Annotated in this window: 19 protein-coding genes and 2 pseudogenes; 9 read left to right on the forward strand and 12 right to left on the reverse strand. The window is 55.5% G+C overall.

What is annotated here, in order from left to right:
* Window positions 1–3: 3 nt before the first annotated feature.
* A complete protein-coding gene (locus ACMWL8_RS07490) occupies window positions 4–858 on the forward strand; it encodes an alpha/beta fold hydrolase (RefSeq protein ID WP_045261484.1) in 855 nt (284 codons plus the stop codon).
* A 37-nt stretch (window positions 859–895) separates the two neighbouring features.
* Here the strand turns inward: ACMWL8_RS07490 and ACMWL8_RS07495 are convergent, their stop codons facing one another.
* Together ACMWL8_RS07495 and manA are read right to left on the reverse strand one after the other, a co-directional pair.
* A complete protein-coding gene (locus tag ACMWL8_RS07495; protein WP_045261483.1) occupies window positions 896–2,428 on the reverse strand; it encodes a YdgA family protein in 1,533 nt (510 codons plus the stop codon).
* 99 nt (window positions 2,429–2,527) lie between these two features.
* Window positions 2,528–3,703 (reverse strand): mannose-6-phosphate isomerase, encoded by a 1,176-nt coding sequence (gene manA, locus ACMWL8_RS07500; RefSeq protein WP_028012929.1) that lies wholly within the window; start codon window positions 3,701–3,703, stop codon window positions 2,528–2,530.
* 199 nt (window positions 3,704–3,902) lie between these two features.
* On the opposite strand from manA, the gene fumA reads away from it, so the two are divergent.
* Both fumA and fumC read left to right on the forward strand, forming a co-directional pair.
* Window positions 3,903–5,549, forward strand: coding sequence for a class I fumarate hydratase FumA (fumA, locus tag ACMWL8_RS07505; RefSeq protein WP_028012930.1), 1,647 nt, complete (start codon window positions 3,903–3,905; stop codon window positions 5,547–5,549).
* Window positions 5,550–5,686: 137 nt separating this feature from the next.
* A complete protein-coding gene (gene fumC, locus ACMWL8_RS07510) occupies window positions 5,687–7,081 on the forward strand; it encodes a class II fumarate hydratase (protein ID WP_028012931.1) in 1,395 nt (464 codons plus the stop codon).
* Here the strand turns inward: fumC and tus are convergent, their stop codons facing one another.
* The 3 genes from tus to ACMWL8_RS07525 all read right to left on the reverse strand — a co-directional run bounded on the left by tus (window position 7,082) and on the right by ACMWL8_RS07525 (window position 9,703).
* Window positions 7,082–8,011, reverse strand: coding sequence for a DNA replication terminus site-binding protein (gene tus / locus ACMWL8_RS07515; RefSeq protein ID WP_045261482.1), 930 nt, complete (start codon window positions 8,009–8,011; stop codon window positions 7,082–7,084).
* Window positions 8,012–8,084: 73 nt separating this feature from the next.
* A complete protein-coding gene (gene rstB / locus ACMWL8_RS07520) occupies window positions 8,085–9,383 on the reverse strand; it encodes a two-component system sensor histidine kinase RstB (RefSeq protein WP_028012933.1) in 1,299 nt (432 codons plus the stop codon).
* 29 nt (window positions 9,384–9,412) lie between these two features.
* Window positions 9,413–9,703, reverse strand: a complete 291-nt coding sequence (locus tag ACMWL8_RS07525; RefSeq protein WP_082071024.1) for a tyrosine-type recombinase/integrase — start codon at window positions 9,701–9,703, stop codon at window positions 9,413–9,415.
* Between ACMWL8_RS07525 and ACMWL8_RS07530 the strand changes: the two are divergent.
* Window positions 9,700–9,873, forward strand: a pseudogene (locus tag ACMWL8_RS07530) (KilA-N domain-containing protein); the annotation flags it as partial. The gene ACMWL8_RS07525 and the pseudogene ACMWL8_RS07530 sit on opposite strands and share 4 nt — an antisense overlap.
* Before the next feature lie 42 nt (window positions 9,874–9,915).
* Here ACMWL8_RS07530 and ACMWL8_RS07535 read toward each other — a convergent pair.
* On the reverse strand, window positions 9,916–10,302 hold the full coding sequence (locus tag ACMWL8_RS07535) for a hypothetical protein (protein WP_045261479.1): 387 nt from the start codon (window positions 10,300–10,302) through the stop codon (window positions 9,916–9,918).
* A gap of 326 nt (window positions 10,303–10,628) precedes the next feature.
* Here ACMWL8_RS07535 and ACMWL8_RS07540 point away from each other — a divergent pair.
* Window positions 10,629–10,775 (forward strand): annotated as a pseudogene (locus ACMWL8_RS07540) (AraC family transcriptional regulator); the annotation flags it as partial.
* A 175-nt stretch (window positions 10,776–10,950) separates the two neighbouring features.
* Here ACMWL8_RS07540 and ACMWL8_RS07545 read toward each other — a convergent pair.
* Together ACMWL8_RS07545 and rstA are read right to left on the reverse strand one after the other, a co-directional pair.
* Window positions 10,951–11,211: a hypothetical protein gene (locus ACMWL8_RS07545; RefSeq protein WP_045261478.1), complete on the reverse strand. Its 261-nt coding sequence runs from the start codon at window positions 11,209–11,211 to the stop codon at window positions 10,951–10,953.
* Window positions 11,212–11,455: 244 nt separating this feature from the next.
* Window positions 11,456–12,172, reverse strand: coding sequence for a two-component system response regulator RstA (rstA, locus tag ACMWL8_RS07550; RefSeq protein WP_028012938.1), 717 nt, complete (start codon window positions 12,170–12,172; stop codon window positions 11,456–11,458).
* Between the two features lie 128 nt (window positions 12,173–12,300).
* Here rstA and ACMWL8_RS07555 point away from each other — a divergent pair, with 128 nt between their 5' ends.
* Window positions 12,301–12,636 (forward strand): GlpM family protein, encoded by a 336-nt coding sequence (locus tag ACMWL8_RS07555; RefSeq protein WP_014883596.1) that lies wholly within the window; start codon window positions 12,301–12,303, stop codon window positions 12,634–12,636.
* Here the strand turns inward: ACMWL8_RS07555 and folM are convergent.
* From folM to ydgH, 3 genes are all read right to left on the reverse strand, one after another.
* Window positions 12,633–13,355: a dihydromonapterin reductase gene (folM, locus tag ACMWL8_RS07560; protein ID WP_045261477.1), complete on the reverse strand. Its 723-nt coding sequence runs from the start codon at window positions 13,353–13,355 to the stop codon at window positions 12,633–12,635. The two genes, ACMWL8_RS07555 and folM, sit on opposite strands and share 4 nt — an antisense overlap.
* A 39-nt stretch (window positions 13,356–13,394) precedes the next feature.
* Window positions 13,395–14,777: an amino acid permease gene (locus ACMWL8_RS07565; protein ID WP_028012940.1), complete on the reverse strand. Its 1,383-nt coding sequence runs from the start codon at window positions 14,775–14,777 to the stop codon at window positions 13,395–13,397.
* 184 nt (window positions 14,778–14,961) lie between these two features.
* A complete protein-coding gene (gene ydgH / locus ACMWL8_RS07570) occupies window positions 14,962–15,906 on the reverse strand; it encodes a DUF1471 family protein YdgH (protein ID WP_028012941.1) in 945 nt (314 codons plus the stop codon).
* Between the two features lie 535 nt (window positions 15,907–16,441).
* On the opposite strand from ydgH, the gene pntA reads away from it, so the two are divergent.
* The 3 genes from pntA (at window position 16,442) to ACMWL8_RS07585 (ending at window position 20,586) form a co-directional block, all read left to right on the forward strand.
* Window positions 16,442–17,971 carry a Re/Si-specific NAD(P)(+) transhydrogenase subunit alpha gene (gene pntA / locus ACMWL8_RS07575; RefSeq protein ID WP_028012942.1) on the forward strand — a complete coding sequence of 510 codons (1,530 nt, stop codon included), beginning with the start codon at window positions 16,442–16,444 and terminating at the stop codon, window positions 17,969–17,971.
* 10 nt (window positions 17,972–17,981) lie between these two features.
* Window positions 17,982–19,370, forward strand: coding sequence for a Re/Si-specific NAD(P)(+) transhydrogenase subunit beta (gene pntB / locus ACMWL8_RS07580; protein ID WP_045261476.1), 1,389 nt, complete (start codon window positions 17,982–17,984; stop codon window positions 19,368–19,370).
* A 106-nt stretch (window positions 19,371–19,476) separates the two neighbouring features.
* Entirely contained in the window at window positions 19,477–20,586 is a 1,110-nt protein-coding gene (locus ACMWL8_RS07585) for a mechanosensitive ion channel family protein (RefSeq protein WP_045261475.1), read from the forward strand.
* 40 nt (window positions 20,587–20,626) lie between these two features.
* Here ACMWL8_RS07585 and uspE read toward each other — a convergent pair whose 3' ends face one another.
* Window positions 20,627–21,577: a universal stress protein UspE gene (gene uspE, locus ACMWL8_RS07590; RefSeq protein ID WP_028012944.1), complete on the reverse strand. Its 951-nt coding sequence runs from the start codon at window positions 21,575–21,577 to the stop codon at window positions 20,627–20,629.
* Window positions 21,578–21,588 lie beyond the last annotated feature (11 nt).

Here is a 21,588-nt window from a genome sequence, read left to right on the forward strand (position 1 = left end):
AATATGAAAAGTTACACCGTAACGGCAAACGGCATTCGCCAGTTTGTGGTTGAAGAGGGTGAAGGCGCGCCGGTTATTCTTCTGCACGGTTTTCCTGAAACAAACTATGCCTGGCGCTACCAGATACCTGTATTGTCCCGGCACTACCGCGTCATCGCGCCGGATTTGCGAGGATATGGCGAAACGGATAAACCGGCTTCTGGCTATGATAAACGTAACATGGCCCGGGACATCCGGGAGCTAATGCGTGCGCTGGGGTTACAGAAGGCGGTGCTGGTGGGGCACGATCGCGGGGCGCGCGTCGCGACGCGGTTTGCAAAAGATTACCCTGAGCTGGTGGATCGTCTGGTGGTCATGGATAACGTGCCAACGCGTATCGTGGCGCGCGATTTGAATGCGTCCATCGCCCGCGCATACTGGTTCTTCCTGTTCCATCTTGTGCCCGATCTGCCGGAAGCGCTGATTGCAGGACGTGAAAATATCTGGCTGCGCCACTTTTTCTCGGACTGGACCTACGATCCGTCAACCATCAGCGGCGAGGCGTTCGACACCTATGTTCGCGCGTATCAGGCGCCCGGAGCCGTGCGAGGCGCGATGGCTGACTACCGCGCCAACGCGGAAGACGTGGCGCAGGATCTTGCCGACGCTGACGTGAAAATCGCCTGTCCGGTAATGTCGCTGTGGGGCAATGATTTTCACGCGGTCGGCAAGCTTTTCGATATGCAAAGCGTCTGGGCTGAAATGGCGGATAACCTGCGGGCGCAGGGTATCGACGAGTGCGGCCATCTTCCTCAGGAGGAACAGCCTGAGAAAGTTAACGCCTTGCTGCTGGATTTCCTGGAGGGATGGATAGGATAAGGGCAATAAAAAACCCCTCTTGCGAGGGGTTTTCTGCTTACTGCTGCGGTGCCGCCGGTACGGCTGGCGCTGCGGGTTCAGCCGGTTCCGGCATTCCCAGCGTCGGCATACCAAACATGCCAACAAACTCTTCCAGCGGCATTTTGTCGCCGTTCAGCGTTACCTGGCCGTTGGCATATTGCAGGCTGGTGGAAATGGTGTTGTCTTCCACTTTGGTGATGCGGAACATCTGACCCATCGCCGCCAGACCTTTCACCTGCTGGTTCGCCAGCTTGCCGGCATCTTCATCGCCGTAGCCTTCCAGCTTCGCAATCTGGGTCATAAACTCGGTCGCCATATCCATCGGGATGGTCAGCTTACTGTCGAGCGACTTCACGCTGCGATCCACTTCCTGCGCCAGCGTCTGCGGTTCACCCGTGGCGGCTGCAGGATCTTTCAGGAACAGCGACAGGTTAAAGCTGGTTTCGCCTTTGCTGTTTTTCCAGCTCAGCGGCGCAACGGTGACCACCGGCTGGCCTTTCAGCAGGATTGGCAGGTTATTGAAAAGCACCGCCATCGCCTGCTGCTGGTACACTTCCGGGTTCTGCTGCAGCGCGGCGTCGGTCAGCAGCGCCTGGCTCTCTTTGCTGTATTTCTGGCTAAATTCGTGCCATGCCTGGCCGTCGATATTGCCGATCTTCAGCGACAGCTTGCCGGTGCCCAGATCCTGATTCTGCACTTTCAGGCTCTTCAGCGTGTAATCCAGCTGGGTATTGATGCTCTTACCGTCTTTGGATACGTCGGATTGACCGTTAACGTCCATGCCTTCCAGCACGGCCATCTCTTTTCCTTCAATTGCGATAGCAATTTTATCCACGGAGAGCTTCTGATCGCCGATACGCTCTTTAAAGTCGGTCATACGGCTGTTGCCGTCGGCTTTCAGGTTGTTGAAGGTGAGCTGAACTTTTTGGTTATATTCGTTCACGGCGTTGACCAGGCCGCTTTCCGCTTCACCCGTCATGGAGAAGACGTTGCCGTCCCGATCCGCATCAAGTTTGAAATGGCCGCCGCTGAAGGCGACTTTTTCGTTCTCTTTCTCGTAGTTCAGCGCTTTCAGCGCGATATCAGAGCTGGTATCACCGGAGTAGCTAATACGGGTGTTAATGTCGAAAGGTGATTCATTCTTCGCCAGGTCAAACAGCGGTTTAGTGACGTCGTTATTCACCAGTACGGTATGAACGGACGCCATGGACGGGATCAGGTTAAACGACTTTAGCTGCGCCAGCGGCAGCGGACCGTGGCTTACCACTTCATCCAGCACCACGCTCTGTCCCGGCTTCAGCCAGCCGTTTGCCACACCGGCCACCGGCTTCACCACCAGCTGCATGCGGCTGGTGAACACGCCGCGCTGATAGTTCTGGTAGCTCAGCTCCAGACCCGCCTCCGGCGCGCTGCGCTTAATTTCTCCGTTAGCCTGCGCCACCATCTCCGCCAGACGGCCTTCCAGCTGTTTCCCGGTAAACCAGGAGGCACCCGTCCAGACCACGCCTAACGCTACAATCACTCCAACCGCTACGACCGATTTTTTCATTGCGACTATCCCTAAAATGAAACCAGGCGGTAAAAACCGCCCGGAGATATTAAGCCTTCAACTAGCTTAGCAAGAGTTGTTAAAAAATTCAGTAAGTGCTTAAAGCTTATTAAAAACGCGCGCCAGGCGACCGGTGCCGCTCACGCTGACCGGGGACTCATTGGCTGCAACGAATGCTGACTCGCCAGGCTGGAGAACCAGACGCTGCTCGCCTTTGCGCAGCGTTGCTTCGCCCTCGACGCAGAACAGGATCGCCGCGCTTTCCTGTGCGATTGTCGTTTCCGTCTGATTGAGGTCGTGCAGGGAGAACGCAAAATCCTCAACCGGAATCGGGAAGTCCAGCTCTGCGCCGTTTTTCACCGGCTGAGTCAGCAGCTCCGCGGCAGGCTTCGCCACGAACTTCACGTTGGCAACCAGCTCAGGGATGTCGATATATTTCGGCGTCAGGCCCGCGCGCAACACGTTGTCAGAGTTGGCCATCACCTCCAGCGCTACGCCCTGCAGGTAGGCGTGCGGGGTTTCCGCGAACAGGAACATCGCTTCGCCCGGGTTCAGCTTCACCACGTTCAGCAGCAGAGGGGAGAACAGGCCGCTGTCGTCAGGGTAAAACTCGGAAATCAGGCGGATGGTCTCCCACGGTTCCCCTTGCTGGCTGTTCAGGGCCGCTTTCAGCACCGCCAGCGCGTGAGATTTCTCTTCACCCTGCATATTCAGCAGGCTGGCAAACAGCTGGCTGAGCGCGTCCGCGTTTGGGTTTTCGAGGAAGTGGGCAATAGCCTTGTTGGCACCCGCGACTGGCTGCAGCAGGGAGATAATCTCTGAAAACTCGCGGAACGCGTTCATCGCCAGGAACGGGGTCAGCGCGAACACCAGCTCCGGCTTGTGGTTAGGATCTTTGTAGTTACGCTCGGCGGCATCCAGCGGGATGCCCGCCGCGTTCTCTTTGGCAAAGCCGATTTCAGACGCTTTTTTGTTCGGATGAACCTGGATGGAGAGCGGCTGGTCGGCGCACAGCACCTTAAACAAGAACGGCAGTTCGCCAAAGCGCTGAGCCACCTTGTCGCCCAGCAGTGCGGCTTTATCGGCATCAATCACGTCACGCAGGCTGCGTACCTGGCCGCTGGCGTCTTCAATTTTTGAGCTGCTCTTCGGGTGCGCCCCCATCCACAGTTCCGCCATCGGCAGGTTGTTCGGGTTCGCGATACCGTAGAGATCCGTTAACGCAGTTTTACTTCCCCAGGCGTAGTTTTGCACTGAGTTAATGAGTTTTTGCATTATCAAGCCCTGATTCAAATGTGGAATTAACGCCGTGTATTAAAGCAATAAACCACGTGGAAGTAACCTGTGGATGTAAAAAGTCGTACTAGTCTCAGTTTTTGTTAAAAAATTGTGTAGGATAAGCTGACTCGCTTTTAAGCCGGGCAGCGGAACATCTGCCCTGAATAAACAGACCGAAGCAGTAAGTGAGAGAACAATGTCGAATAAACCCTTCCATTATCAGGATCCTTTCCCCCTCAGTAAGGATCAGACCGAGTATTACCTGTTAACCCGCGATCACGTCTCCGTCTCTGAGTTTGAAGGACAAGAGATCCTCAAGGTGGATCCGCAGGCGCTGACGCTGCTGGCGCAGCACGCTTTCCACGATGCCTCCTTTATGCTCCGCCCCGCGCATCAGCAGCAGGTTGCCGATATTCTGAGCGACCCGGAAGCCAGCGAAAACGACAAGTACGTTGCCCTGCAGTTCCTGCGTAACTCCGATATCGCGGCGAAAGGCATTCTGCCAACCTGCCAGGATACCGGCACGGCGATCATCGTCGGTAAAAAAGGCCAGCGCGTCTGGACCGGCGGCGGTGACGAAGCGGCGCTGGCTCACGGCGTCTACAACACCTACACCGAAGACAACCTGCGCTACTCGCAAAATGCGGCGCTGGATATGTACAAAGAGGTCAACACCGGCACCAACCTGCCAGCACAGATTGACCTCTACAGCGTCGACGGTGACGAGTACAAATTCCTCTGCATCGCCAAAGGCGGCGGTTCGGCCAACAAAACCTATCTCTACCAGGAAACCAAAGCGCTGCTCACTCCGGGCAAGCTGAAGAACTACCTGGTTGAGAAGATGCGCACCCTCGGCACCGCGGCGTGCCCGCCGTACCATATCGCGTTCGTGATTGGCGGTACCTCGGCTGAAAGCACGCTGAAGACAGTCAAACTGGCCTCGACCAAATACTACGACGGCCTGCCAACCGAAGGTAACGAGCACGGTCAGGCGTTCCGCGACGTGCAGCTTGAGCAGGAACTGCTGGAAGAGGCGCGTAATCTGGGGCTCGGGGCGCAGTTTGGCGGTAAGTACTTCGCCCACGACGTGCGCGTGATCCGTCTTCCGCGCCACGGTGCATCCTGTCCGGTCGGGATGGGCGTCTCCTGCTCTGCGGATCGCAACATCAAGGCCAAGATCAACCGCGAAGGCGTGTGGATCGAAAAACTGGAAAATAACCCAGGCAAATACATCCCGGAAGCGCTGCGCAAAGCGGGTGAGGGGGAAGCGGTTCGCGTTGACCTGAACCGTCCGATGAAGGAGATTCTGGCGCAGCTTTCTCAGTATCCGGTCTCGACCCGTCTCTCCCTGAACGGCACGATCATCGTGGGCCGCGACATTGCGCACGCGAAGCTGAAGGAGCGTCTGGACAACGGCGAAGGGCTGCCGCAGTACATTAAAGATCACCCGATCTACTACGCGGGCCCGGCGAAAACGCCTGAAGGCTATGCCTCCGGCTCGTTAGGCCCAACCACGGCAGGGCGTATGGACTCGTACGTTGATCAGCTGCAGGCCAACGGCGGCAGCATGATCATGCTCGCGAAAGGCAACCGCAGCCAGCAGGTGACGGACGCGTGCCACAAGCACGGCGGCTTCTACCTCGGCAGCATCGGCGGCCCGGCGGCGGTACTGGCGCAGGGCAGCATCAAGAGCCTGGAGTGCGTGGAATACCCGGAGCTGGGTATGGAAGCGATCTGGAAAATTGAAGTGGAAGACTTCCCGGCGTTTATCCTGGTGGATGACAAAGGCAACGACTTCTTCAAGCAGATCCAGTCGTCCCAGTGTTCGGCGTGCGTGAAGTAAATTGAAAAAACCGGGTGGCGCAGCCGCCACCCGACATCAAAAAGAGCGCACAAAGCGCCATACCGTTTCTCAGAAGTCATCAATACTTATCCCTTAAGCATGTGAGCAATCCCTCTTTTGTTATCAAGGAGAAAGTAATGACCACGGTACGCCATGAGAAAGACTCGATGGGCGCCATCGACGTCCCGGCCGACAAGCTATGGGGCGCGCAAACCCAGCGTTCGCTGGAGCACTTCCGTATTTCGACCGAAAAAATGCCCGTCTCGCTGATTCAGGCGCTGGCGCTGACCAAACGCGCCGCCGCGAAAGTGAACCAGGATTTGGGCCTGCTGGACGCCGATAAAGCCACCGCCATTATCAACGCCGCAGACGAAGTGCTGGCGGGCAAGCATCCTGACGAATTTCCCCTTGCTATCTGGCAGACCGGTTCCGGCACCCAAAGCAACATGAACATGAACGAAGTGCTGGCGAACCGGGCGAGCGAGCTGCTGGGCGGCGTGCGCGGCATGGAACGTAAGGTCCACCCGAACGATGACGTCAACAAAAGCCAGAGCTCTAACGACGTCTTCCCGACGGCGATGCACGTGGCGGCGGTAATCGCCATTCGCGAGCAGCTTATCCCGCAGCTCAACGTGCTCAAATCCACGCTTAACGAGAAAGCGCAGGCCTTCCGCGACATCGTCAAGATTGGCCGTACGCACCTGCAGGACGCCACGCCGCTGACGCTCGGCCAGGAGATTTCCGGCTGGGTGGCGATGCTGGAACACAACCTGAAGCATATCGAGAACAGCCTGCCGCACCTGGCGGAGCTGGCGCTCGGCGGGACGGCGGTCGGTACCGGGTTAAACACCCATCCAGAATACGCGGTGCGCGTGGCGGAGGAGCTTGCTGCCATCACCGGACAGCCGTTCGTCACGGCGCCCAACAAGTTCGAAGCGCTGGCGACCTGCGATGCGCTGGTCCACACCCACGGCGCGCTGAAGGGGCTGGCGGCCTCGCTGATGAAAATTGCTAACGACGTGCGCTGGCTGGCCTCGGGCCCGCGCTGCGGCATCGGTGAAATCAGCATCCCGGAAAACGAGCCGGGCAGCTCCATCATGCCGGGTAAAGTGAACCCGACCCAGTGCGAAGCCATGACCATGCTCTGCTGTCAGGTGATGGGCAACGACGTGGCCGTCAACATGGGCGGTGCGTCCGGCAACTTCGAGCTGAACGTCTATCGCCCAATGGTGATCCACAACGTGCTGCAATCTGTTCGTCTGCTGGCGGACGGGATGGAGAGCTTTAACGAGCATTGCGCGGTAGGGATTGAGCCCAATCGCGAACGCATCAGCCAGCTGCTCAATGAATCTCTGATGCTGGTCACCGCGCTCAATACCCATATTGGCTACGACAAGGCCGCCGAGATCGCCAAAAAAGCGCATAAAGAGGGGCTGACGCTGAAAGCCTCCGCCCTGGCGCTGGGCTATCTCACGGAGGCGGAGTTTGACGCCTGGGTTCGCCCGGAAGCGATGGTCGGTAGCCTGAAATAATCATCCCGCCACGTACAGGTGCAGCCGAGGAATAATCAGCTGTAGCGGCTGCGCCTGAGGTCTGTAACGGTGCTGAACATGGTCAGCATCGTAATTCAGCAGTTCCCCGATATCGGGTACCACCGCGCCCTGATCGGCATCGTAAAGCGCAATCAGCGGCGTCGGGCAGGCATACTGCACCTGTTTTTGCTGACCGGAATACCAGACGCGAGCGATAGGCTGCACCTTCACCGGGCGCTTTATCTTCAGGTGCGCATCCACCGGCAGCGAGGCGATGCTGTGGTACTCCTGCTCCAGGCGCTCAATCCACTGCTCCCGCGACCACGGCGCGACGGTGCGCGGCGTCTTCAGGCTTTTTTCCAGCTGGGCCAGAATCTCATCCCGGGTGAAGTTTTTAATGATGTGCTTATTCGCCCAGCCGAAGCGCAGCGTAGCGGGGTGACGCAGTACCGTCAGCGTTCGATAGGCATTCAGGGTAATCAGCCCCGGAAGCTGGCGGTGCACCCACTCGAACCGCGCGGCAGGCGCGAGGCCGGACTCTTCGGTGATGATCTTTTCAAAGGCCGCTTTCAGGGTGTTGATATGCGCAATCTGGCTTTCCAGCGCTTCGCGCGATGTCGCATCGGTTTGCAGGCAGATGACCCCCGGCAGGCGCACGGCGGCCTTGCTGCTTCGGTTTTCTGACTGCTGCTGGATAAACAGGCGACGATAGTGTTTTAGCGCCAGCTCAAGGGCCGCGCTGCCGATGTGCTGTTCGACCTCGATGGTGTCCAGCGGATCGTGCTCGGCTCCCTTAGCCACATCCGGCAGGGTAAAGACGCGCGCGGCCAGCAGGCGGCAGGCCTGCAAACGCTCGGTCAGGGTCAGGAGTTCGTGTTCTATTTCCCGAAACGTGCCGTTAAGCCGTTCGATGAGATCGTAGTTCGCCATAAACACACTCATTAGTTACAACATACTTATCATATAGCACAGCACGCCGGGTCAGGCCAGCGTGCGGTTGAGGTCAGGCAGGGACGGGAAGGGCGATGTTATGGTACACCGGCCAGCTAAAACAGAAGCGTGCGCCGCCGAGCTCGCTCTCCTCGCAATGCACCGTGCCGCCCATCGCCTGCGCGATAGAGTAGACAATCGCCAGCCCCAGGCCGCATCCGCCGGTGGCGCGATCGCGGCTGGGATCGAGGCGGACAAACGGTTCAAACACGGTTTCTCGCGCTTCCGGGGCAATTCCCGGTCCGTCGTCCTCCACCGTCAGGCTGGCCCGGTTGCCCTGCAAATCCAGGCCAATCTGGAGCGTACTTTCGCTGTAGCGCATGGCGTTGTTCATCAGGTTGTCCAGCACGCGCTCCATCAGGCGCATATCGAGCGCGCCGTAGTCACCCGGCGTGACGCGCGTCAACAGCGTGCGCTGCGGATTTACGCTCTGAACGTCATCAATGTGGGTTTGCAGCCAGGCGGGCAGATCCGGCGTGGTGAGGTTCAGCTCGTTTTGCGGGCGGTCGAGACGCGCGTAGGTCAGCAACTCCTCAATCAGCGCTTCAAGCTGGCCAATGTCGCGGTTAAGCGCCTGATTCTCTGCCTCGGTCAGATTCTCGCTCATCTCCAGACGGTAGCGCAGGCGAACCAGCGGCGTGCGCAGCTCGTGCGCAATTCCGTCGATAAGCTGCTTCTTACTGGCGATTAGGGCGTTGATGTTATCGGCCATCTGGTTAAAGGCCACGCCCAGACGCTCAAAGCTGGAACCGCTGTCGAAGTGAATGCGTTCAGTAAAATGCCCCTCGCCAAAACGCTGCGCGGCGGATTCCAGCTTCAGCATGTCCTGCCAGTGGGGCCGCATCCAGATAAAGACCGGAAATGCGAGCGAAATGGCGATAAAGGCCATCAGCGCCATGTCCAGCAGGCGCATCTGATGGAGATAATAGAGATAGGGCACCGGCCCGACGGCCAGCACATAATGGCTGCGCGGAATGCGCTGGATAAAGGTGTATTTCTCATCCAGCGCGACGATGTCCCCGTCGCGCAGACGCTGCATGGCGGGCGGGTCCAGATCGAAATCTTTTAACGGCTCAATGCGTAAATCGAATGACAGATTGAGATCCAGCTCTTTCAGGGTTTTCGCCCAGTCGTGTGGCGGGATCTCTCTCAGCTCGCTGCGCATCAGATACAGCGAGCTTTTCATCAGATCGTCCAGCGACTGCCGGCCCGCACGTTCGGCGGTGAATTTATAAACCAGGCCGACCAGCATGGTCATCACCAGGAAGCAGACAAACAGTAAAAGATAAAACTGCACAAACAGCTTTTTCATTAAATATCACCGGGACATCAAGTAATTAACTACTTTGTTTTTACCTTCAGGGGCACTATAGGGGCACTTGCATATCCGCCAAAGCGCTGATTCAAAAATGGTACCTGATCGCTATCGAGAACATTTATCCTCGCAGAGTATACATGGAAGACCATCTCTGCATTCTCATCACCCATCCGATTCGCTATAAAAGCAGGATTAGCACCTGCCGACAACATCCAGCACGCGTATGTATGACGCAGCTGATAGGGGCGTCTGCGGCGAATGCCCGATCGTTTTATCGTTCGGTAGGCCTGTCTTCTCTTTCTGTTTTGAAGCAATTTCTCGGCTGAACAAGCTTGATCATATTATTAATACCGAAACGAAAGAGGTTAGTCATTGCGCCAGCAAAATGGCCCGGTGGGAAGCTGGTGGTAGGAAACAATTTCTTCATGTGGCTCGTGAGTGGATGATGAGCGAAGTTCAGATTTATTTGCCAGGCTTCAAATAAGTATTCACAGAGAGCCCTTTTCACAACGGCTCCCGGATAAAATTACTTCCTGTAAAGGTCGCCTTGACCGGACCTTGCTCTTCCCCAGATTTCATCATCAGAGAGTGTAGTTTCTATGAGTTCAATCGGTGCGCCATTGTCATTAATCATGGCAACAAAGAAACCGTCAATGGGCTCATAGGGACCAAGAATTACTTCTTCATCTTCGATAGCTCTTAGCAGGTTGTCCACTTTGAAGGCGACGTGAGGCACAGTTTTTATCAGATTGTGGAGTGGAGAACTGTCTTTAAATCTATGCCACTGCACACGAAACTGACCTGGGTTATCAACTGTATACATCCCGGCTTTTTCGCTGTATGCACCTTCAAAAACGCCATCCTGTAACGGGATGCCGAAGTGATGAAAAGTATACTTTACATTTGATTTCATTCTTATCTCGCTAACTAATTAATGACAATGTAATTGAGCATAGGATGTAACTACTGTGGGCAATGTACTAAATATAAACAACTAAAGAATACCATACATGAAATTCTTCCAACACGAGCGCATTTGTAAGTGGATTTAAAAGAGATATCCCTACAGCGGATAAATCACCGGCTATTCCCTTAAGTGGATAAATAGACATTCATGACTTACATCGACAGATGCATTAAACCTGTAAGGGAATCGATTTAACTGCTGGTAATTTTGAAATGATCAATCTGATGCGCGCGTTTGTTTCTGAAAGTGTTGAATTTTTTACAAACTTATGCAGCAAGCGGTTTGGTTAAGTTTGTACGGGGGCATTACTCCTGGCGCTCACCGGAAAGCTAAATGGAAAAAGAGTGACCACGCATTGGGCATGTGCGAAAACCCTTTCCGCCAGGCATCCCCAAATAATCGTAGAGGCAGATGCGTTGTAACGAGCCGTTAATAGCTTTGCGAACGGGAGAGAAGCTATAGCCTTTCCAGTAAATTGAAGGTTTTCTGCACACTAAACTGCACAAACAGCTTTTTCATTGGATCTCACCGAAAAAACGCTATGTGCAGAATATACATGAAAACCCTTCGGGTTTTTCACGTCTGTCGAGCGTGTTATATGGCTTTCGTGCTGTTTTTTACCTTGGCGATGAATTTTTCGGTCACGGCCAGGCCTTCCGCAATGTGCGTATCAATCACATCCGCCCCGTATTCGCTGATGAGATCCAGCAGTATTTCGTAAGACTGGATGAGTTCCAGCAGGTCAAAGAGCGCTTTTTGATCGGTGCGTGAGGGGGAGGTGTGGTTAAGGGTTGCCTGATTAACAATCCACTCAAGATTGATTTTTATCGCTTCTACCTGACCGTAGCTATACATAATTCATGGGCTTAAATCCTCATTTCAAGATTTCTGGGAGCGATGTCGTGAAAGCTTCACGGCGAAAATGAGTAAAACGATCGCAAGTGCGGGATGAGCTGAAGACAGGAGAGTCGAGAAGCTAATTATGGAATAGTTTGCGTGCTTAGCAAGTTAAATGTTGCGCAAACGTAAAAATAAATGCGCGAAAGGAGGGCGTTTTCGCGCAATGCCTTCAATTCGCGCAGATTATCCTATCCGACGATCAGGTTTCCCAGGCGTGTGGGGCAAACAGATAACCCTTGTTACGCACGGTTTTAATGCGGTAGGGCTCGGTGGCGTTATCCTGCAGTTTTTTGCGTAATCGCGAAATCGCCACGTCAACGCTGCGATCCATACCGTCATAGCTCACTCCACGGAGGTTTTTCAGCAGCGCGTCGCGGTCCATGATTTGCCCGGCATGCGTGGCCAGCTCCCACAGCAGGTCAAAGTCTGCGGTAGAAAGGGCGATAAGCTCGCCGGAAAGCAGGACCTGGCGGTTAACCGGGTCAATAGACAGCGTACCGAAGCGCAACGCTTTGTGCGGCGTCAGGGACGGCGCGGGCGCTTCGCGTTCGATGCTGGCGTGCTGGCGCAAATGCAGGCGCAGGCGGGCCAGCAGGACGGCAGGCGGTGTGGTTTTCAGAATGTAATCATTGGCGCCCATCTCCAGCGACAGAATATGGTTCATATCGCTGTCCAGTGAGGTAAGCAGAACGATAGGACCATCCCAGCGGGCGCGCAGGTCCCGGCAGAGCGTCATGCCGTCTTTGCCTGGCAGCATGATGTCCAGCAGCACTAAATCCGGGTTTTCACGGACGACCACCTCTTCGGCACGATCGCCGCGAGGCTCAACAATGACGTCCATATCATGTTTACCCAGATAGGCGGCGATCAATTGCCCGACTTCGGGTTCGTCTTCAACATATACAATCTTATTCATACAGCGTCTGTTTTCGTGAAAAAAGCCAAAATACACCGCGGAACCTTAACCTTCCATTAATCTTTCAAAATTAACGCCGCTTCCGTTATTCTGACGTTTCTTGTTATTTGATTGTTATAGGAAAAAATATGGGGCTGGTGATCAAAGCCGCGCTGGGGGCGCTGGTGGTCTTACTTATTGGCATTCTGGCAAAAACCAAAAACTACTATATTGCCGGGCTGATCCCGTTGTTCCCGACCTTTGCGCTGATTGCCCACTATATTGTGGCCTCTGAGCGGGGTACGGAAGCGCTACGCACGACCATCGTGTTTGGCATGTGGTCAATCATTCCGTACTTTCTCTACCTGCTTTCCCTGTGGTATTTCACCGGTTTTCTGCGGCTTCCCCTGGCGCTGGGCGGGGCAGTGGTCTGCTGGGGGCTCAGCGCCTGGGTGTTAATCTTCTTCTGGAGCCGCTTTCACTAGCGCAGCGGGCGGCCGCCGTCCACGGCAAAGGTTCTGCCGGTGACGTAGCAGCTGGTGAGGAGATAATCCACCAGGTCGATCACCTCTTTTTCGCCTGGGGCAATTTTCATCAGCGACTTATTCAGCGCCTGCTGGCGGTATTCCGCATCATCGTTTTCGTTAAACAAAATCATCGCCGGGGCGATGGCGTTCACCTTTACCTCGGGCGCGAGCTTGCGGGCAAAGGAGCGCGTCATGTTATCCAGCGCGGCTTTGCTGGCCGCGTAGGCGATATGCTTGTCGCTGCCGCGCTCCACCACATAATCGGTAAAGTGAATAATGTCGCCCGCCGCATGCCCGTGGCCGCGCAGCAGATCCTGCAGCGCGTGGTTAAGCAGATAAGGGGCGTTAACGTGGATCTGCAGCATGGCGGAGAGCGTATCGCTGAGGGACGTGCCGGGCTTCTCGGCACACCATGCGCTGGCGTTATGGATCACGGCACGCAACCCCGTCGCGGTGGATTTAACCTGTTTGGCAAAGGCCAGAATGCCTTCGTCGGTGGAAAAATCAGCCTGAATGCAGACCGCTCCGGCTTTGCGCAGCCCCTCAATCGACGGGTATTCCGTACGGTAGCTGACAATGACCGGATGGCGAAGGTTGAGAAAGTGATGGGCGAGGGCGAGGCCGATACGGCGGCCTCCACCGGTGATCAGTATTGGGCGAAGCGGTGCATTTCCCATCGTATTCTCCTTTACAGTTCAACAATGGGAAAGACAGTGCTATCCCATTAACATCCAGGTTGCCGGTACGGCAGCAACCAGTAACAGCCCGATTAAGGCCATTTCACGGCGTTTCAGCGCGTTCTCCAGCTGATGCGTGCGGCGGGCATAGATAAACACCAGCAGACCCGGCGCATACAGCACAACTGACAGCAGCAGATGCATCGGCCCGGAAGCATACAACAACCACAGGCCGTAAATACAGGCCCCTACGCCCACAACATAGTGCGCCGGACGCGTGGCGATTTTTAACAAATACGCACCCACTAAGAAATAGGGTACCAGAATCATCTCCGAGGCGATGGTCAGCAGGGTGTTATAGTCTGAACCTGTGAGCCAGATCAGCACCAGACAGACCTGAACGCTGATGTTGGTCAGCCAGAGTGAGGCTGATGGCGCATTATTTTGGTTTTGACGGGCAAACAGGCGTGGAAACGCCTTGTGCGTCGCGGCCAGGAACGGCACTTCAGCCGCCATGATGGTCCAGCTCAGGTAAGCGCCGCAGACGGAGACGATCAGCCCTGCGGCAATCACCACGTCGCCCCACGGGCCGAGCATTTTCACCATCAGTCCTGCCATGGACGGGTTACGCATTTCGGCCAGTTCAGGACGCGCCACCACGCCCAGCGACAGCAGGGTCACCAGCAGATACACGCCCAGCGCCGCCAGGACGGCCAGCAGCGTGGCGCGGCCCACATCGCGCTTATTACGCGCGCGGGCAGAAACCACGACGGCACCCTCAACGCCGATAAATACCCACAGGGTAATCAGCATCGTGTTTTTCACCTGCTCCCAGACCGGAACGCCCAGCGCAATGCCGCTGAAATCAAGCGAAAACACGTCGAGACGGAACGCAATGAAGGCCAGCACGATAAACAGGCCAAGCGGCACCAGCTTCGCCAGCGTCGCCACCAGGTTGATGCTGGCGGCGGTCTGGACACCGCGCAAAATCAGCCAGTGAACAATCCACAGCAGCACCGAGGCGCCGACGATAGACTGCCAGGTATTACCGTCGCCAAACAGGCGCAGCTCAGGGGTATCGGTAAAGAAACTGAGCGCCGAGAAGACAATCACCAGATAAGAGACGTTGGCGATGACCGCGCACAGCCAGTAGCCCCAGGCGGAACAGAAGCCGATCAGCTCGCCGAAACCTTCACGTGCATAGGTGAAAATGCCGCCATCCAGATCCGGGCGAATGCGCGTCAGCAACAGCATGGCAAACGCCAGCAGCAATATCCCGACACCGGTAATGCCCCAGCCAATGAGCAGGGCGGCAGGGCTTGCGACGGCCGCCATGTTCTGCGGTAAACTGAATACGCCCGCGCCCAGCATTGAGCTCAATACAAGTGCAGTTAAAGCACTCAGGCCAAGTTTCTTTTCCATTGGCTTCCTGTTATGAAAAGTCCCAATCCAGAATAATTATTTCGCTAAGGCGCATAAAAATGGTGGATCACACTAAGGCGCGGGATTTTACGGAGTGTAACGAAAGCATGCAATGATGTGTGGCAGATTTTCAAAAAAAGTAACAAAAAAGGCGGCATTGCGCCGCCTTTCATCAACGGTTTTGTTACTTGTACAGATCGGCGCTGATGGTCACGTTGTTACCACGTTCCTGCCACTGGCGGGTGATGTGGTAATACTTCGCCCCTTTCTTCGCCGCACGCTTCGCGACCTGATAAGAGACTTCCGTCATATTGCCGTAGTTGCCGGTAAACTTGATGCTGTCGAACGGCACCATCTGCGCGGCAGTGGCTTTGTTCAGCTCTTCAATTTTGGTGCCGTCCGGCAGCGTCACGGAGTAACGGCCACCTTTCGTGGACTGCGTTTCAAAGAAACGGCCCACTTCAGCGCTTGGCGCCGCAGAGGTCGCTACGCCCGGAATTTCAACTTTCTTCGCTTCTTCGCCGCCTTTGGCTATCGCCGCGCGACCCGCTTCAGAATCCGCAGGGATGGCATCCGGGCTCTGCAGAACGCGTTTTTTCGCATCTTCTTTGTAGATGAATGCGGTAATGCGCTGGTTGCCGCCCTGGTTAGCATCCACCTGACGCACGATATAGAAAGAGTAGGCACCTTTCTCTTTCGCGGCTTTGGTGATGGCATCGTTCACTTCTGGCTGGCTGCGATAGAAGCCCTGAACGGTAACGGTGTCGTAAGGTTCCAGCTCAATGGCCTGGTCTTTTGGCAGCTCAACGATACCGTTGATCACGCGGTTTTTCGGCGCGTCAGCCTTTGGTGCATTATCTTTATACAGCGCAATGGTCACGCGCTGATTACCGCTGTTGCCGTAATCGGACTGGTCAACTACGTAAAAGGAGGCCGCCCCGTTTTTATCCGCGGCTTTTGATGCGGCGGCGACGGCATCGCCAATAGAATTATAACGACCCACAATGACCGTATGGTCAAAAGGTTTTAACGCTGCCGCTTGCTCTGGCGTTAACTCTGTTGCGGCATTCGCAGACAGGGCGGTCGCACAGAGAAGTGCGGACGCCAGGAGTGTGTTCTTAAGCTTCATAAAAATAATCCTTCGCCTTGCGCAAACCATGTACTGGTATTGTTGTTTATTTGAGACGGCCCCGATTATGGCATTTAAAACCCGTCGCTGTCTGCGCCATTTTTCACTGCCTGTGCTCACTCAATTACCGAATTCGATAACATTTAGTGATATGTTGAAAAAACAGGCGTTTGACAAGCAAAACTGATAAAGCATATGACTTTTACAAGTTAATTTAATGTTAATAACTTGTTCTCTTATGGCGCTATATCATGTTTTTACCGCTTCGCTTGCGCGATTTATCGGTTCTGGCGATGAATTTAAGGTAAATATCACTGTCAGTGACGCCGATCGCTTATTTTTCACAGATAAAGTAAGAAATAGTGTTTTCTGGCGGTAGATCACAAGCGCTATTTTCAGTAGGTTATAGACAGTTTGTTACTGTTTTATTTTGCGGGGTTACTCATTTCTCGTCGCTATCATGCTGGCGAAAATTGATACAAACCGCGGGCATTTATCGACAAACCATCATCAAAAACCGATGGAAGGGAAAACTATGCGTATTGGGGTACCAAAAGAACGGTTAGCCAATGAAACCCGCGTAGCGGCAACACCGAAAACGGTGGAGCAACTGCTTAAGCTGGGTTTTACCGTCGCGGTTGAAAGCGGCGCAGGCAAGCTGGCGAGTTTCGATGACGAAGCCTTTATTCAGGCTGGCGCGGAAGTGGTGGACGGTGCTGAAGTCTGGCAGTCGCCCGTGATTCTGAAGGTCAACGCGCCGGAAGAGAGTGAGATTGCGCTGCTGAATCCAGGCACCACGCTGGTGAGCTTCGTCTGGCCTGCACAAAATCCTGAACTGATGGAGAAGCTGGCGGCCCGTGGCGTGACCGTGATGGCGATGGACTCCGTGCCGCGTATTTCGCGCGCGCAGTCGCTGGATGCGCTGAGCTCCATGGCAAACATTGCCGGCTACCGCGCCATTGTTGAAGCCGCTCACGAATTTGGACGCTTCTTTACCGGCCAGATCACCGCGGCGGGGAAAGTCCCACCGGCGAAAGTGATGGTGATTGGCGCGGGCGTGGCGGGTCTTGCCGCAATCGGTGCGGCAAACAGCCTGGGCGCTATCGTGCGCGCGTTCGACACCCGTCCCGAAGTGAAGGAACAGGTCCAGAGCATGGGGGCCGAATTCCTTGAGCTGGACTTTAAGGAAGAAGCGGGCAGCGGTGATGGTTACGCGAAGGTGATGTCCGAAGCCTTTATCAAAGCCGAAATGGAACTCTTTGCCGCGCAGGCGAAAGACGTCGACATTATTGTTACCACCGCGCTTATTCCGGGTAAACCGGCGCCGAAGCTGATCACCCGCGAGATGGTCGACTCCATGAAGCCGGGCAGCGTGATTGTCGACCTGGCGGCGCAAAACGGCGGTAACTGCGAGTATACCGTTGCCAATCAGGTGACCACGACCGCTAACGGCGTTAAGGTGATCGGCTATACCGACCTGCCTGGCCGCCTGCCAACCCAGTCGTCTCAGCTGTACGGCACCAACCTGGTTAACCTGCTGAAACTGCTTTGCAAAGAGAAAGACGGCAACATCACCGTCGATTTTGACGATGTGGTGGTGCGCGGCGTCACCGTCGTTCGCGAAGGTGAAATTACCTGGCCTGCGCCGCCTATTCAGGTTTCAGCCCAGCCCCAGGCTGCGCCGAAAGCGGCACCCGAGCCAAAAGAACCGGCTAAACCGGCTTCTCCGTGGCGCAAATACGCCATCATGGCGCTGGTCATTATTCTGTTCGGCTGGCTGGCTGACGTCGCGCCGAAAGAGTTCCTCGGCCACTTTACCGTCTTTGCACTCTCGTGCGTTGTGGGTTACTACGTGGTGTGGAACGTCTCCCATGCGCTGCATACACCGCTAATGTCGGTGACCAACGCTATCTCCGGGATCATCGTGGTAGGGGCGTTGCTGCAGATTGGACACGGCGGCTGGATCAGCTTCCTGAGCTTTATCGCGGTGCTGATCGCCAGTATCAATATTTTCGGTGGTTTCACCGTGACTCAGCGCATGCTGAAAATGTTTCGTAAAGGCTAAGGGGTAGCATATGTCTGGAGGATTAGTTACAGCCGCATACATTGTTGCTGCAATCCTGTTTATTTTCAGTCTGGCGGGGCTTTCCAAACACGAAACGTCTCAGCAGGGAAATAACTTTGGTATCGCCGGGATGGCGATTGCGCTGATTGCCACCATCTTCGGGCCGGATACCGGCAACGTGGCGTGGATCCTGGTGGCGATGATCATCGGCGGCGCGATTGGTATTCGCCTGGCGAAGCGCGTTGAAATGACCGAGATGCCGGAGCTGGTGGCGATTCTGCACAGCTTCGTGGGCCTGGCGGCGGTGCTGGTGGGCTTCAACAGCTACCTGTATCACGAACCGGGCATGGAGCCGATTCTGGTCAACATTCATCTGACCGAAGTGTTCCTCGGTATCTTCATCGGTGCAGTAACCTTCACCGGTTCTATCGTGGCGTTCGGCAAGCTGCGCGGTAAGATCTCTTCTAAACCGCTGATGCTGCCTAACCGTCACAAGCTGAACCTGGCGGCGCTGGTGGTGTCGTTTGTGCTCCTGGTGGTCTTCGTGCGTACCGAAAGCGTGGGCCTGCAGGTACTGGCGCTGCTGGTGATGACCATCATCGCGCTGGCGTTTGGCTGGCATCTGGTGGCGTCCATCGGCGGTGCGGATATGCCGGTGGTTGTCTCGATGCTGAACTCCTACTCCGGTTGGGCAGCGGCGGCTGCGGGCTTTATGCTGAGCAACGACCTGCTGATCGTCACCGGTGCGCTGGTCGGTTCTTCCGGTGCCATCCTGTCTTACATCATGTGTAAGGCGATGAACCGTTCGTTCATCAGCGTTATCGCCGGTGGCTTCGGTTCTGACGGTTCTTCTACCGGCACTGACGAAGAAGTGGGTGAACACCGTGAGATCAGCGCGGAAGACACCGCAGAAATGCTGAAAAACTCGCATTCTGTGATCATCACCCCAGGCTACGGTATGGCGGTGGCGCAGGCGCAGTATCCGGTGGCGGAAATCACCGAGAAGCTGCGCGCGCGCGGTATCAAAGTTCGCTTTGGTATTCACCCGGTGGCCGGACGTCTGCCGGGCCACATGAACGTACTGCTGGCGGAAGCGAAGGTGCCATACGACATCGTGCTGGAGATGGACGAGATCAACGATGATTTCGCCGACACCGACACCGTGCTGGTAATTGGTGCTAACGACACCGTTAACCCGGCGGCACAGGACGATCCGCGCAGCCCAATCGCCGGGATGCCGGTTCTGGAAGTGTGGAAGGCGCAGAACGTCATTGTCTTCAAACGCTCGATGAACACCGGCTATGCTGGCGTGCAGAACCCGCTGTTCTTCAAAGAGAATACCCATATGCTATTTGGCGACGCCAAAGCCAGCGTGGATGCGATTCTGAAAGCGCTGTAATTCGCTTTCTCCTGACAAACCGCCCTTCGGGGCGGTTTTCCTATTTCTGCGGCCAGCGTTTCTCCTCTGTCTATACTTTACCCTTTGTGTAATACGAGGAGGTGTAATGCAATTTCTGTCCCGCTTCGACATCATCGCGCTGATGATGACGCCGACATTCTGGATAGGCGCCGCCACGGTTGTCTTTGTGACGCTGCTGGTGTACTGGCTGCTAACGCGCCTGATCGCATTCGTTAAGAAAGGCATCACCACCTGGGGCGACAAGCACCCGACCACCAACCGGATGCGTTTTATCCTGACCGATATGCTTAACCGCACCAGCCGCTTCCTGCTGTTTGTGGTGGCGCTGCTCTTCAGCCTGCGTTTCGTTGACTTGCCGGATCATCTCTTTGGCACCGTGAGCCACGCCTGGTTCCTGGTTTTCGCCATCCAGGTGGCGCTGTGGATGGATCAGGGGGTGGTGTCGTGGCTTCGTCACGTCATGCTGGCGCCCGGAAGCCATAAAAACCCGGTCACGCTGGTGATCACGGGGCTTATTCTCCGTGCCATCGTCTGGTCAGTGATGCTGCTGTCTATCCTTGCTAACGCGGGCGTCAACATCACTGCTCTGGTTGCCAGCCTTGGGGTAGGGGGTATTGCCATCGCCCTCGCCGTACAAACGATCCTCAGCGACGTGTTTGCCTCGCTCTCTATTGGCTTTGATAAGCCGTTTGAAATTGGCGATTTTGTGGTGTTCAACGACGTGGCGGGGACGGTAGAGCACATTGGCCTGAAAACGACCCGCATCCGCAGCCTGAGCGGGGAGCAGATCGTCTGCGGTAACGCCATTTTGCTTCAGCAGACGCTTCACAACTACAAACGCATGCAGACGCGTCGCATCGTCTTTACCTTTGGCGTAGCCAGCGACACGCCGCCCGATAAGTTGCGCTACGTGGGGGATATGGTCCGGCAGATCATTACCGATGTCGGCGAGACAAAATTCGATCGTGCCCATTTTCTGGGATTTGACCGCGACCGCCTGACGTTTGAAGTCGTCCATATCGTTAATACCGCGGATTACAATAAATACATGGACATCCAGCAGGAGATCAATATCCGTATTCTTGAAGGGCTGAACGCCCAGGAGATTAAGCTGGCGCTGCCCAGCATGGTATTGCACGCGCCGTGGATGCAGGATGAGTCAGGTGAACAGCCGAAGCCGGTAATGGAGAGCTGATGAGAAAAGCCCGCCGGAGCGGCGGGCTTTGATGTTTACGTTAATCGTCTTCCGGGTCGTCCAGCTCAATCGGCGTCTGATACTCATCCGGCTTGATGACCAGCAGGTCGCAGCGCAGATGGTCGATCACCTGTTCGGCGGTATTGCCGAGGAAGGCAGCAGAGATACCGGTCCGGCCAATGGTGCCCAGCACCACAATCCCGGCCTGCAGATGTTCGGCTAAATCCGGGATCACCTCTTCAGGCAGCCCTTTTTCCACGTGCGTCATGTTCTCGTCAATGCTGAACTTCTGGCGCAGCGCTTTCATCGCCAGCAGGTGCTGACCGCGGATCGCGTCGTTATAGACGCTAGGGTCAAATTCCGGCAGCTCAATGGCGATATTGATCGGGGTAACCGGATAGGCGCCCACCAGATGCACTTCGGTATGGTTAACCTGATCGGCAAGCTGGATGGTCTCCTTCACCAGCTTCTCGTTGAGCGAATTGTGATAATCCTCTTCGCTCGCGAGATTCACCGCCACAACGGCTTTCCCGCCTTCAGGCCACGGCTGGTCTTTCACCATCCAGACCGGGCAAGGGCATTTACGCAACAAATGCCAGTCGGTCGGAGTGAAGATTACGGACTCCAGCTTGTCGTGCTGGTGCGCCATCTTCAGCAGCAGGTCGTGCCCACCGGCAACCACTTCCTGGATAATGGCCTCAAAAGGTCGGTTATGCCAGACCACTTTAATATCAATAGGCACGCCCGCTTCCAGGTAATACTTCGCCTGTTCACGGATCCACGCGGTACGCTGGCTGATGACGCCCTGACGCATAGCGGTGCGCTCGTCAGGCGACAGAAGGGTGGTCATCTCATACGAGAAGTCATAGATCGGCAAAAACGCTTTGATTTTGCCACCAATCCGTTGATGTAAATACACAGCACGTCGTAATGCCGGCTGATCGTCCTGATTCGGATCGATAGCTACCAGCATGTTTTGATACTTGGCCATACAGGTCTCCT

The sequence above is a fragment of the Enterobacter sp. 04-C-12-SI-ECC genome (genome assembly GCF_047530715.1).
Classification (GTDB): Bacteria; Pseudomonadota; Gammaproteobacteria; order Enterobacterales; family Enterobacteriaceae; genus Enterobacter; species Enterobacter bugandensis.